Below are 12870 nucleotides of genomic sequence, written 5' to 3'. Positions count from 1 at the left end.
AATAATGGAAAATCACGTTTAAAATTACTTACTAACTTTTTAACTGTAAAAACTATATTATTGTTATTCAAATTCTATCCAGAAAAGGTACATGTAAAAATAGCCTGTTCACAAGAGGATTTATCATAAACTAAAGTCATAAATATCAAAACACCTAAACTTTTTGACAAAACCAAAACATTTAAGTGTCACAAAATACATAAAAATAAATTGTGAGAGGATTTTTGGTTTTGTAGCATTAAATAACTATTTATCTTCTCACATACTTATAATTAACTACTTTTTATAAAAGAATCTTAAAAATAAACAAATTTTCAATGAAAAAATTAATAAAAAAAATAAAAAATTAGAAAAAATTATTTATTGGACAGACTCTATAAGCAATACTAAATTAAAATAACATATGAAAATTGTAGATCATACTCTAAATGGAAAAGTTATTTTAAAACAATTATTCAATATTCAAAGGCAAATTCCCTATTACTCTGCCTTTTTTGGTAATTTCAATTGTATCTTCTAAGCGCACTCCAAATTCACCTTCCAGATATATTCCAGGCTCTACTGTTATAACCATGCCCTCTTCAATGATTGTGTCATCACGAGGTGAAAATCCAGGATATTCATGAATATCGAGCCCTACACCATGACCTGTGGAGTGAATAAAATTATCACCATACCCATAATCTGCAATAATGTCGCGAGCAACTTTATCTATTTCACAACATTTAACGCCGGGCCTAATAGCTTTAATTGCTTTATCATGTGATTGGCAAACAATGTCCCAAATTTCATGTTGACGTTCTGTATAAACCATAGTGCGTGTGTTATCAGAACAATAACCTTCAAAAAGTGCTCCCCAATCAATTAAAACAGGTTGGTTTAAAGTGTTATCCTGAGGCATTGCATGTGGAAGGCTTGAATTTGGGCCACTGGCTACGATTGTGTCAAATGATTCTTTACTAGCGCCATTTTCTATCATGTACCTTACAAGATCAAAAGCTATTTCTTTTTCAGTACTTTTGTTATTTGAAATATCCAATTGCAAGAATGACTTTTGAGCAATTTCAGTTGCTTTAGTGATTTTTTGAATTTCGCCAGGTGTTTTAATCATTCTTTGTTTGTCAATATATGTTTTAGAATCAATTGAAAAATCATCTCTAAATCTAATATAAGTACTGAATGGCAATTTCGGTTCAATAGCTAAGTTCTTAATGCCTTCTCTTTTTAAATCATCCACAATAGCTCCAAACGTTTCATATTCTTTAACTTCAATTGTTGAATCGCGATTTGCCAATTCCATATCCATTCCAGAAGCATATATTATCGGCTCTTCTTTAATTATGCAAAATGCAAAACTGGTTGGTTTGTAATTTGAAATATATTCCACATTTGTAAATTGGGTCAGCAAATAAGCTTGAAAATCATCTTTTTTTAAATCATTTAAAATATTGTTGATATGTAAGTCCATATTTAATATTAGAAAAAACTTTATATATAAAATTAGATATTTAAGAATCATGTTTAAATTTACAAGTAGTGAAGTGAGAGATTTAATAATTGCATTTATTGTTATTTCGCTTTGTTTCGGAATTGCTACAACAAGAAAAGATGTGCAAGCAATCCTCTTCATTTTACCAATTGTAATGGTTGGTGTGGGGACAGGTTTTATTTTACACGAACTTGGGCACAAATTCGTTTCAATGAAATATGGTTACTGGGCGGAATTTAAATTATGGCCACAGGGACTATTGGTTGCACTGGTTACATCTTTTTTAGGATTTGTATTTGCAGCTCCCGGCGCAGTTTACACTTATGCAAATTACATGACCGATGAAATTAATGGAAAAATATCCATCGCAGGACCTATAGTCAATATTGTTCTTGCAATTATATTTATTCTTATTGCAGCACTAATTTATCCAATCGCATCATATTCTGAAAGCAATACATTAATATACCTTGTTTGTTGTGTTGGTTACTCAATTAACAGTTATTTAGCTGCATTTAATTTACTTCCGATTGCAACATTAGATGGAAGTAAAGTTTTAAAATGGAATGTCGGAATTTGGTTAATTGCCTTTGCAATAGCTGGAATGCTGACATTGATGTCAATGACATTAGGCGCTGAAAATATAGTCAAATTACTTTTAGGATATTAATAAAATGAATGATGAACTTACATACTTTAAAGGAACACACAGAGTGATTGCTCCTCAAAAAACAATTGAAATTAACAAAAATAAACTAAAAACTGCCGGAATAACACGCATTGCAGATATTACTGATTTAGATCGCATCGGTTTACCTGTTTTTACAGTCATTAGACCCACCGCTGAAGATGGTGCCATAAGTGTTTATGGAGGTAAAGGAATTAGTAAAATTCATGCAAAAGCTTCAGGCATGATGGAAGCATTTGAAAGATACTCAGCTGAAAAACAGGAAGCGGATGAAGTAATTATCGCAAATATTAATGAAATATTAAAAAAAGGAGAGTTTATTCCCCCTGAATCTTTAAACTTGCCAAAGGATTTTAAAAAAGAAAACCTAGAATCAATGAAATTAGAATGGAGCCTCACACATGATATAATAACTGATAAGGATTATTATATTCCATCTAATGCAATTTTTCATCCATATAACTACAAAGAGAGCTTATTTAAATCAAACACCAATGGACTTGCTTCTGGAAATATTTTAGAAGAGGCAATATTGCATGGAATATTTGAAGTGATTGAACGTGACGCCTGGAGTATTTTTGAGTTAACCCATAAAAACTATGCTCAAATTGATGTTGGAAGCATTGAAAGTGATATAATCTGTGAAACTATTGATAAATTCGAATCTGAAGGAATTAAAATTAAATTAATGGATTTGACTGCAGACATAAATATTCCAACAATAGCTGCTTCAGCTGATGACACCCTTACAAAAGATGCCGGACTTTTAACCTTAGGTATTGGAACACATCTAGATCCAGAAGTTGCAATACTTAGGGCACTAACAGAAGTGGCTCAAAGTAGAGCTACACAAATTAATGGTGCACGTGAAGATACAGTTAGAGCTGATTTTGCTCGTGAAGCCGGTTATGAACGAATGAAAAGAATTAATAAATACTACTTTAGACAAGAAGAAGAACAAATCAGTCTTTCTAGTATTGAAAACAAATCCACCACATCAATTACAGAAGATTTAGAAATTGTTAAAGAAGAACTAATATCCAATGATATTAAAAATATCCTGTATTATAATCTAACAAGAAGTGAACTTGATGTTAGTGTTGTTCGTGTCATTATTCCTGAAATGGAAATTTATGCGATTGATTCCTCAAGAGCAGGCTATAGGTTTTTAAAAGTATGATAATATGGTCAAAATTATAATTTATACGGGATTATCAATTACTTTTGCAGAAGCAAAAGAGATTCTAGATTCAACTGATGAGGTAGAAGTAATATACAAAAGACCTATCAAAAGAGGAGATTTAGGTCAGGCCATTAAGGAACATCCGGACATTATCGCAATTATTGATGGAGTATTCCATCAAAATTCAGCAGTGGGCCACAGAGAAATATTGAATGTTATTAAAGATGGCATAAATGTTTATGGCGCTTCAAGTATGGGTGCGCTAAGAGCATCCGAGCTTGATACTTTAGGAATGATTGGTATCGGTTACTGTTATAATCAATATGCAACAGGAAACATCACCTCGGATGATGATGTAGCCGTGATGCTTGATAGTGAAACACTTCAAGCTTTATCTGATCCATTAATCAGTATGGATTATGTTTTTAAAAATGCAGCATCTGAAAATATCATAAATATCACTGAAAAAGAAGAATTGATCAAAATTGCTAAGGGCACGTATTATCCTCAAAGAAATTATGCTCAAACATTAAGCAATTCCAGTTTAAGTAACGATAAAAAGGATAAGCTTACCAGTTTTATTCGAGAATCTGCAGATATTAAAAAAGAAGATGCTAAAGAGCTACTTGAATACATAAAAAAAGAAATCGGATAACTTTAAAAGTTTCATATACAATACAACTTATTTTTTACAGATTATTTAGATTCAATTGATTTGAATAATAAAAGATTAACTTAAACTAATGACATGCCAAATAAACTCGATTTTAAAAATAGCTGAAATTAAAATAATCAATTTGAAATTTATGCTGTAAAATTAAAAAGAATAACGATAAAAAAATTATTTTTTATCTTCCATTTCCAAATATTTTTTCAAAACAATATCTGGAGTTTCAATACACTTGTCAAAGCTGGTTGAATATTCACTATCTTCAAAATCACTTTCAACATTCCTGATTCCTTTAAGAGAAATTATGTTCCCATCAATTTTAAAACCAACATCATCAGCAACAACGGAAACTAGATTGATTTCAATTTCGGAAGCTTTTTCTAATACCTCATTAGCCTTAACATCATATTTTAAATTTAAAGTTTTATGAGGCATTATTTCATTGATTGTCCTTTTGATGACAGAATCAAGAAGTTCTAAAAATTTTAAAGCTGGGGGCATATCATTAGCCCACCAATACGTAAGAACAGAGTTAAGAACAATTTTATGTTCGGAAAAATCATCATACAATCTTGCACGAACACCCACAGTACTTTCATCAACTTTAACTACTAATACTGGATTAACTGCCATATTATCCCAAAATTATTTAACTAATGCTTTAATTAAATCACTTGCTCTTACAAGACCTACTAAATCTCCTTCAACACCAATAACAGGAATTTGTTCTATGCTTAAGGCCTTCATTTTTTTAGCACAATCAGAAACTTTGGTTTTGGAGTTAGTTACTTCAACATTGCCAACGGCAACATCAGAGACTACTTTATCTGCAAATTTTAAACTGTTCTTTTCAATATATAATACAGAAGTACTATCCCAAGACCATTTGTCTCCTTCAGTTCCAACAGTAGAGCTGTGTTCACTTCTCTCAGAGATTATTTCAATTTCAGAAATAAAATCTGTTTCAGTTAAAATACCGGATAATTTTGCTTCATCATCTAGTGCTAAAATAGATTTTAATCCGAATTGATTCATGGATTCAAATGCAACATTTAATGGAGCTTTTTCCCAAGTTGTTGGAACAGCAGTAATCATATAATCTTCAACAGCATCATAAATTTCAATTTTTGTTAAGGCTTTTGATACCAAATCAAAAGAAGTTATAATTCCTACTAATTCGCCGTCATCATTTACAACAGGAACTCTTCTAACATTATTCTCCATCATTACGCGAGCAGCATCTACTACATCATCACTCGGATGAACAGTAATCAAATCTCTACTCATTAACATTGCTATTTGTTCTTCATCAGGATTATTAATTAAATCAGACCTTGTTACAAGTCCTACTAAAATATTAGTGTCTTCTTTTACAACAGGAAGTACTGCTTTTTTTTCTTTTCTCATTAAGTCTAAAACTTTTTCTCGGTTTCCAGGAACGGAAACACTAACTACATTTTTAGACATGGTTCTTTTAACTAACATAAAACACACCTTAATTAAATACAATAATAAAATGGTTAGATTAATGAACTACAAGTACTGCGCATTTTGCAGAGTTTACAACTTTGTCTGCAACACTACCCATAATAAATCTATCGAAACCAGATTTACCCGAACTACCCATAACAATTAAATCAATATTTTCTTCTTCAGCAACTTCTAGAATAACTTTAGCTGGGGAACCTTCTCTAATAACATGAGTGATCTTTAGGTCATCATTATTTAATTCATCAAATTCCTTAAGATTTTCTTCAGATCTTTCTTTTAAAATTTGATTTAACTGGTATACTTCATCATCTAATGGAAGTCCGTTAACAAAATTATTTTCTGTGACACTCACAGCAATTATTTCAGCCCCACTTACTTTTGATAAGAACAAAGCATGTTTTTGAGCTTTTTTTGCAAATTCTGACCCATCTGTAGGGACCAATATTTTTTTATACATCATTAACATCTCCCATAATATATAGATTTATATCCATGATATTATATGTTTATTCTTTTGTTAATGATAGATAATATATCTTTCGTTTCTAAACGATTGCATATATTAAGGTAGGGATTTTTAGAAAAAGATTTAACAATTATAAATTCGGCAAAATTATTCTCTAAAATGACTGCTTTTTTTACAATGCAATTAATATTGGATTCGCAGATATTGGTTGTTGCCATTTTAACTAAATCAACAGGATTGATATATCTTTTATAACAAACTGCCATGATTTTTAGTGAAAATTCAAGTTCTCTCAACATATTTGGTGAGTTAAGCATTACATTATCACTTCCCAGTAATGGTTTAATGCCTAATTCAAGCATTTTATTTAAAGGTGCAACTCCAACATTTAAAGCTGCATTTGCTCTTGGACAAACTACAACATTTTGATTTGATGATGCAACTGAGGACAAATCTTTACCTTTAGGGTTTGTAAGATGAACTAACTGGTCAAATCCAGATTCCACTCCCATACCAATTTCACTAATGCCAAAATCATTTAATGATTCTATTTGATTTGATTCGGATTCAGCAACATGGATTGATGATATTTTTCCTTGTTTTTTGCATTCTTCAACAATTAACTTTGCAACTTCAGGAGTAATTTCGCCAAACCCGCTTGGAGCTATTCCATCAGCTATTTTTAAGAGTTTGCGAATAGCACTTTTAACCTTATTTAAATCAGGATTTTCACCATAAAAACTATCATCCCGACCCAAAATTATTGGTTTGATAGGCAAATCCTTTGAAGCTTTCATTAAAAGTTTGACCCCCTTAATTCCGCCTTCCCTATAATCTATAAAATGAGTAGTTCCGGAATTTATCATATCCACCATAGATTGTCTCATAGATTCAATCAGATCATCATCTGAAGCATTTGAAAGTGCCTTATGTTTAACGCCATCAGGCGGTTTAACCATTTCAGATAAGCTAAGAAAATAACCTTCATCTTTAATTATGGAATCCCCAATATGAATGTGACTATTAATAAAGGAAGGACATACTACAGCCCCACCTACATCAATTATTTTACCTTCCCATGCTTCTTTTCCAATTTCAATGATTTTACCTTCATCAACAACGATATTTTCACGAGCAGGAAGTAAATCTTGGCCTTTTAATATAATTCCATTTGATATAGTATACATTAAAGTAAAGTCTAGTTTTTTTGATTAAAGTATTTTTTCATTTGAATGAAAACAGCAAAAATTGAGATTTTAAACTAATACCCGTCCATAGCATTAGATAACCTCAATATAGAGGTTACTAGAAAAAGTTTAGGCAGATTAAATTAAAAAATGTTAAGATTCCCATCAATTATTTGTCTAAAATATTTAAAGAAATAATTTGCCAGATATCCTATTGAAAAGAATAATATAATAAAAAATACATAATAAGTATCTATAGATTTACAGCGATTAAAATCTAATTTTTTTAGGTGATTTTTATTAACTCTCAAGAAATAAGATACTTCTACAGAAACATTGTGAAAACTGGTGATGTATATAGAGTTAAATATAACAATAAAGACTATGGAGAGTTTAGAAAATTATCTGATGCATTATATGAAAGGGATGCATTATTCTTCTGTAATTTCGATTATGATTTACTTGTTGAATGTGACCTTGAAAACAAGTATGAGAATATGGACTTACCTCCATTTCCTGAAAAAAGACCTAAAGGAAGAATAAAAGGAACTAAAGTCAACAAAACCGAAAGGGAAGGAGAAATACTTTTCAATCATAAAATTCGTAAATTTTATATCAAAAAAGGTGACGAAATAATCGGAAATTATGACACAATGACCGAAGCATTTTATTATAAAAAACTCTTAATAAACAATGACTGGTGTAAAAGTGTCTTAAAAACAACCATTACACAGAAAATTGATGTTAATATCATCATTGATTCAACAAAAGAGTACAAAGTTCAACTAAATTATTGTCCCAAGTGTAAAAATAAGTTAAAATCAAATGACAAAGAATGTCCTTCATGCGGTATCAATATTGAAGAATATTTGTATAAAAATTAAAAAAAAGAGATAGAGAAAAATTATTCTCCACCAGTATACTCGTTTAAAGATTTTACATTGATTTTATTATTCTGAATAGCCTGGATAGCATTTAAAGCCGCTCTTGCTCCAGCTAATGTAGTAACATAAGGTATACCCAGTTCAATAGCCAAACGTCTAATGATATAACCATCTTTGGCAGACTGTTTGCCTTCTGAAGTGTTAATAATTAAATCAATTTCTTTATTTAAAATTGCATCTCTGATATTTGGAGATCCTTGAGAAACTTTTAAGATTTTTTCAACATTATCCAAACCAGTTGCATCTCCGGTACCTGCAGTAGCTACAATATCGAACCCTAAATTAGAAGCCTTCTCAGCAATAGGTCTGATTTTTTTCTTATCTGCTTCTTTAACACTCATAAAGATTTTGCCTTCCTTTGGCAATTCCATACCTGCTGAAAGTTGTGATTTGTAAAATGCCATTCCAAATGATTCATCGATACCAATACTTTCACCTGTAGATTTCATTTCAGGCCCAAGTACAGTGTCAGATTCTGGAAGTTTTAAGAATGGGAATACGGATTCCTTTACAGCTACATGGTCAATTTTAATTTCTTTGGTTAAATTAAAGTCTTTTAATTTAGCGCCATGCATAATCCAAGTTGCAACTTTAGCAAGAGGCACCCCAATAGCTTTACTTACAAATGGAACAGTTCTACTTGCGCGAGGGTTAGCTTCAATAATGTAGACCATCTCTTCATCAAGTTTAACTGCATATTGAATATTCATTAATCCTTTAACATCCAATTCTAAAGCTAATTTTGTTGAATGCTCACGAATAGTATCCAAAATATGTTCGGGGATTGTTTGAGGAGGGATTACACATGCTGAATCTCCAGAGTGAACACCGGCTTCTTCAATGTGTTCCATGATTCCTGCAATAAACACGTCTTCACCATCGCATAAAATATCCACATCAAGTTCTATTGCATCTTCTAAGAATTTATCTACTAAAATCGGATGTTCTGGGGAAACTTTTACGGCTTCTCTCATATATTCTTCCAGTTCATTGTTATCATAAACGATTTCCATAGCTCTTCCACCAATAACATATGATGGACGTACTAAAACGGGGAATGTGATTTTTTCTGCAATTTCACGAGCTTCCTCAAATGAATTAGCTGTTCCATATGGTGCTTGATGAATATGTAACCTTTCTAAAAGTTCTGCAAATAATTCCCTGTCTTCTACCCGGTCAATACTTTCATAAGGAGTTCCAAGTATTTTTACACCAGCGCTAGCCAGCGGAACTGCCAGGTTAATAGATGTTTGACCGCCAAATTGTACAATGATCCCGTCTGGTTTTTCTTGTTCAATTACTCCCATAACATCTTCAAACGTCAATGGCTCGAAGAATAATTTATCTGAAATATCATAATCGGTACTTACAGTTTCTGGGTTGTTGTTAATTAGAATTGTTTCAATTCCTTCCTCTTTAAGTGCTAAGGATGAATGTACACAACAGTAGTCGAATTCAATACCTTGACCTATCCTAATAGGTCCCGCACCTAAGATTATTACTTTTTTCTTATTGGTTGAGACCAATTCATTGCCTTTATCGTAAGTGCTGTAGTAATATGGAGTTTTAGCTTCAAATTCAGCTGCACAGGTATCTACCATTTTATATGATTTTTTAATGTTATATCTGGAAAGTAAGTTTCTAATATATTCTTCGGTTTGATTAGATAATTCTGCTAAACGTTTGTTTGAACAACCAATTTGTTTTGCTTTTCTCAAGTAATCTTCATCATCTAATTTTTCAGCTGTAACATCATTTTCAAAGTTTACGATGTTTCTGATTTTGTATAGGAAGAAATTATCAATATGAGTCAATTCACGGATCTTATCAATATCCATTCCATCTTTAATAGCTGAATAGATTTGGAAATAAATTAAATCAGTTGGATGTGAAAGGTCTTCTTCGGTGTATTCAACATATTCAAATCCATCAAATCCCATGTCAAGTGATCTTAATGCCTTTTGGAAAGCTTCCTCGAAGGTTCTTCCAATAGCCATGACCTCCCCAGTTGCTTTCATTTGAACTCCAACTTCACGACTAACCCCTTTGAATTTATCAAACGGCCATTTTGGGATTTTAATGACTACATAATCAATAGCTGGTTCGAAAGAAGCAGGAGTTTCTTTGGTAATGTCGTTTTTAATCTCATCTAAAGTTAATCCCAATGCGATTTTTGATGAAATTTTGGCGATTGGATAACCTGTTGCTTTTGAAGCAAGTGCGCTGCTTCTAGATACCCTTGGATTTACTTCAATGACTTTATATTCGTCAGTTTTCGGGTTCAATGCAAATTGAATATTACATCCTCCACGGATTCCTAATGCTCTGATAATTTTAATTGATGCATCACGCATTTTTTGAATAGTTTCATCACATAAGTTTTGGATTGGAGCGACAACTACACTATCTCCTGTGTGGATGCCCATTGGATCTATGTTTTCCATTGTACATACAATAATGCATGTATCTTCTTTATCTCTCATTACTTCAAATTCAATTTCTTTCCATCCAAGAACGGATTCGTCAATGAGAACCTGATTAATGAAACTCATATCCAAACCGTGAGTTGCAATTTCAATTAATTCTTCTTCATTATAAGCAATTCCCCCACCAGTTCCGCCTAATGTGAAAGCCGGTCTGACAATTACCGGATATCCAATGTCTTCAACTGCTTTTAATGATTCATCTACACTTTCAACAGCATGGCATTTTGGAATTTCCTCACCGATTTCATCCATAAGGTTTGCGAATAAATCACGATCCTCCACATCTTTAATTGTCTGAACATCAGAACCTAAAACTTTGATTCCTTCAAGTAATCCTAAATCTCCAAGTCCAGTTGCAATATTTAATCCAGTTTGTCCACCCATGGTTGGTAAAATAGCATCGATTTCTTCTTCTTTGATGATTTTTGAAACAATTTCTGGAGTTAATGGTTCAGTATAAACAGTATCAGCCATTCCCAAGTCAGTTTGAATTGTAGCGGGATTACTGTTAACGAGTACTGTTTCAATACCCTCTTCCCTTAATGATTTACATGCTTGTGAACCAGAATAATCAAATTCCGCCGCTTGTCCGATTTGAATAGGTCCAGAACCAATAATTAATACTTTTTTAATATCTTTATCTACCGGCATATGTACTCCTCTTTAAATTTAATAATCATCCATCATTTGATTAAATTCGTCAAAAATATGTCTTGTATCGTTTGGACCCGGACCTGCTTCAGGATGGTACTGAATACATTTAAGTGGCAATTCTCTATGTGAAATACCTTCCGGCGTTCCATCATTTAAGTTAATCTGAGTTAATTCCAAATCAGTTTCTTTTAGTGACTCCTTATCAATAGTAAAACCGTGATTTTGTGATGTGATAAATACTTTTCCAGTTGTCAGATCTTTAACAGGCTGATTTTCACCACGGTGCCCAAATTTCATTTTATATGATCTTGCACCGAATGATTTTGCGATTAACTGTTGACCCATGCAAATTCCAAATATTGGTAATCTGTTAGATAATTTTTTCATAGTTTCAATTGTCTCATATACCCTATCCGGGTTTCCAGGTCCAGAAGTTATCATTAAGCCAGAAGGAGAGTAATCAAGAACTGTTTTATAATCAGTATCATATGGGAATAAGATAACACCTATGTCTCTTTCTAAAAATGAGTTAATAATATTCTTTTTAACTCCGCAATCAATTAAAGCAACCTTTTTATCTGCATCCTCACCGAATACTTTAATTTCTGTTGTGGAAACTAATGGTACAACATCTTTATCTTCAATACTTGGTTGTGAGCGTGCCATTTCTAAAAGCTTATCATCAGAAACATCTTCAGTAGTAATAGCTGCTTTAAGCGAACCTCTTTCTCTGATTTTTAATGTTAAATCCCGAGTATCAATTCCACTAATTCCGGGAGTTTCAAATTCATGTAAAAATTCATCCAAGGTTTTTTGAGGTCCAAAATTAGAAAGTTCACGGCAAACTTCACGACAAACAAATCCTTCAACCTGAATATTGTCAGATTGATACCACTTCTCACTTACCCCATGATTTCCCTCTAAAGGATAAGTAGACATTAATATTTCCCCTCTAAAAGACGGATCGGTTAAAGATTCAGTATAACCCCCCATGCCTGTGGAAAAAACAAGTTCACCCAATTTGGTGGTTTTATAACCGAATGATTCACCTTTTAAAACAGTACCATCTTCCAAAGCTAATTTAGCTATTTTTACCATTAAATCACCATTTCAAATAAAATAAATCTCTATCTTTAATATATATTATTTTACTATATTATTAAAGTTTGTTTTTTAAGGAATTTAGAAAGTGACCCTTAAAGTTAACGGTAGAACATACAAGGCAACAACCAATTCTAAAGGTGTTGCGACATTTACCTTGAAATTAACTAAAAAGGGAACTTTCACCGCTACAACCAAGTTTGCAGGGGATTCCTACTACACTGCAAAAACAACAAGTTCCAAAATAATCGTGAAATAGCTTAAAATGTTATTTTACATTTTTCTTTTTTAAAAGTGTTTATTCCATTAAAAACAATATCCTCATTACAAAAAATGGAAATAAAATCATTAAATCATTTTAATTTTTCAATATCTTCTTCATAATTATAATAGCTAAATAATATAACCAAAATCACTCTTAACAGATTCACTTCAAAAAAAATAACACACTCAACCGTGAAGAATATATGTCATGAAATAAAAAAATGGAACTTCAACCTTGTAGAAACCC

General features: G+C 31.9%; 12 protein-coding genes. 5 read left to right on the top strand and 7 right to left on the bottom strand.

Annotated features, from left to right (window positions below; all coding sequences use genetic code 11):
* Window positions 1–451: 451 nt before the first annotated feature.
* The gene (locus tag Q9969_RS11530) at window positions 452–1468 is read right to left on the bottom strand and encodes an aminopeptidase P family protein (protein WP_305557889.1); all 1017 of its coding nucleotides are present in this window, start codon (window positions 1466–1468) and stop codon (window positions 452–454) included.
* Window positions 1469–1517: 49 nt separating this feature from the next.
* Between Q9969_RS11530 and Q9969_RS11525 the strand changes: the two genes are divergently transcribed.
* From Q9969_RS11525 to Q9969_RS11515, 3 genes are read left to right on the top strand one after another with little or no spacing between them, the layout of a single operon-like run.
* Window positions 1518–2159 (top strand): site-2 protease family protein, encoded by a 642-nt coding sequence (locus Q9969_RS11525; protein WP_305557887.1) that lies wholly within the window; start codon window positions 1518–1520, stop codon window positions 2157–2159.
* Window positions 2160–2163: 4 nt separating this feature from the next.
* Window positions 2164–3357: a YcaO-related McrA-glycine thioamidation protein gene (locus tag Q9969_RS11520; protein WP_305515817.1), complete on the top strand. Its 1194-nt coding sequence runs from the start codon at window positions 2164–2166 to the stop codon at window positions 3355–3357.
* 4 nt (window positions 3358–3361) lie between these two features.
* Window positions 3362–4015, top strand: a complete 654-nt coding sequence (locus Q9969_RS11515; RefSeq protein ID WP_305557885.1) for a TfuA-related McrA-glycine thioamidation protein — start codon at window positions 3362–3364, stop codon at window positions 4013–4015.
* Window positions 4016–4201: 186 nt separating this feature from the next.
* Here the strand turns inward: Q9969_RS11515 and Q9969_RS11510 are convergent, their stop codons facing one another.
* The 4 genes from Q9969_RS11510 to Q9969_RS11495 are packed head-to-tail and all read right to left on the bottom strand — an operon-like array spanning window position 4202 to window position 7174.
* Window positions 4202–4663, bottom strand: coding sequence for a hypothetical protein (locus tag Q9969_RS11510; RefSeq protein WP_305557883.1), 462 nt, complete (start codon window positions 4661–4663; stop codon window positions 4202–4204).
* A gap of 12 nt (window positions 4664–4675) precedes the next feature.
* The gene (locus Q9969_RS11505) at window positions 4676–5515 is read right to left on the bottom strand and encodes a CBS domain-containing protein (RefSeq protein WP_305515823.1); all 840 of its coding nucleotides are present in this window, start codon (window positions 5513–5515) and stop codon (window positions 4676–4678) included.
* A gap of 40 nt (window positions 5516–5555) precedes the next feature.
* Complete coding sequence (locus tag Q9969_RS11500; protein WP_305515838.1) at window positions 5556–5978, bottom strand: universal stress protein; 423 nt, start codon at window positions 5976–5978, stop codon at window positions 5556–5558.
* A 41-nt stretch (window positions 5979–6019) separates the two neighbouring features.
* On the bottom strand, window positions 6020–7174 hold the full coding sequence (locus tag Q9969_RS11495; RefSeq protein ID WP_305557881.1) for an amidohydrolase family protein: 1155 nt from the start codon (window positions 7172–7174) through the stop codon (window positions 6020–6022).
* 290 nt (window positions 7175–7464) lie between these two features.
* On the opposite strand from Q9969_RS11495, the gene Q9969_RS11490 reads away from it, so the two are divergent.
* On the top strand, window positions 7465–8058 hold the full coding sequence (locus tag Q9969_RS11490) for a zinc ribbon domain-containing protein (RefSeq protein WP_305557879.1): 594 nt from the start codon (window positions 7465–7467) through the stop codon (window positions 8056–8058).
* Window positions 8059–8078: 20 nt separating this feature from the next.
* Here the strand turns inward: Q9969_RS11490 and carB are convergent, their stop codons facing one another.
* Both carB and carA read right to left on the bottom strand, forming a co-directional pair.
* Window positions 8079–11255, bottom strand: a complete 3177-nt coding sequence (gene carB / locus Q9969_RS11485; RefSeq protein ID WP_305557877.1) for a carbamoyl-phosphate synthase large subunit — start codon at window positions 11253–11255, stop codon at window positions 8079–8081.
* An 18-nt stretch (window positions 11256–11273) separates the two neighbouring features.
* Window positions 11274–12356, bottom strand: coding sequence for a glutamine-hydrolyzing carbamoyl-phosphate synthase small subunit (gene carA / locus Q9969_RS11480; protein ID WP_305557875.1), 1083 nt, complete (start codon window positions 12354–12356; stop codon window positions 11274–11276).
* Window positions 12357–12447: 91 nt separating this feature from the next.
* On the opposite strand from carA, the gene Q9969_RS11475 reads away from it, so the two are divergent.
* Window positions 12448–12618, top strand: a complete 171-nt coding sequence (locus tag Q9969_RS11475; RefSeq protein ID WP_305515834.1) for a hypothetical protein — start codon at window positions 12448–12450, stop codon at window positions 12616–12618.
* Window positions 12619–12870: the final 252 nt, after the last annotated feature.

It is taken from the genome of Methanobrevibacter sp. V74 (assembly GCF_963082495.1).
In the GTDB taxonomy this organism is placed as follows: Archaea; Methanobacteriota; Methanobacteria; order Methanobacteriales; family Methanobacteriaceae; genus Methanocatella.
The sequence above is the reverse complement of the archived record's forward strand: the minus strand, read 5'-3'. Positions and strand labels throughout refer to the sequence as shown.

Excerpts from the sequence above, each read along its gene's own strand:
- Q9969_RS11530 (WP_305557889.1), bottom strand. The coding sequence starts at position 1,468 with ATGGACTTACATATCAACAATATTTTAAATGATTTAAAAAAAGATGAT.
- Q9969_RS11525 (WP_305557887.1), top strand. The coding sequence starts at position 1,518 with ATGTTTAAATTTACAAGTAGTGAAGTGAGAGATTTAATAATTGCATTT.
- Q9969_RS11520 (WP_305515817.1), top strand. The coding sequence starts at position 2,164 with ATGAATGATGAACTTACATACTTTAAAGGAACACACAGAGTGATTGCT.
- Q9969_RS11515 (WP_305557885.1), top strand. The coding sequence starts at position 3,362 with ATGGTCAAAATTATAATTTATACGGGATTATCAATTACTTTTGCAGAA.
- Q9969_RS11510 (WP_305557883.1), bottom strand. The coding sequence starts at position 4,663 with ATGGCAGTTAATCCAGTATTAGTAGTTAAAGTTGATGAAAGTACTGTG.
- Q9969_RS11505 (WP_305515823.1), bottom strand. The coding sequence starts at position 5,515 with ATGTTAGTTAAAAGAACCATGTCTAAAAATGTAGTTAGTGTTTCCGTT.
- Q9969_RS11500 (WP_305515838.1), bottom strand. The coding sequence starts at position 5,978 with ATGTATAAAAAAATATTGGTCCCTACAGATGGGTCAGAATTTGCAAAA.
- Q9969_RS11495 (WP_305557881.1), bottom strand. The coding sequence starts at position 7,174 with ATGTATACTATATCAAATGGAATTATATTAAAAGGCCAAGATTTACTT.
- carB (WP_305557877.1), bottom strand. The coding sequence starts at position 11,255 with ATGCCGGTAGATAAAGATATTAAAAAAGTATTAATTATTGGTTCTGGA.
- carA (WP_305557875.1), bottom strand. The coding sequence starts at position 12,356 with ATGGTAAAAATAGCTAAATTAGCTTTGGAAGATGGTACTGTTTTAAAA.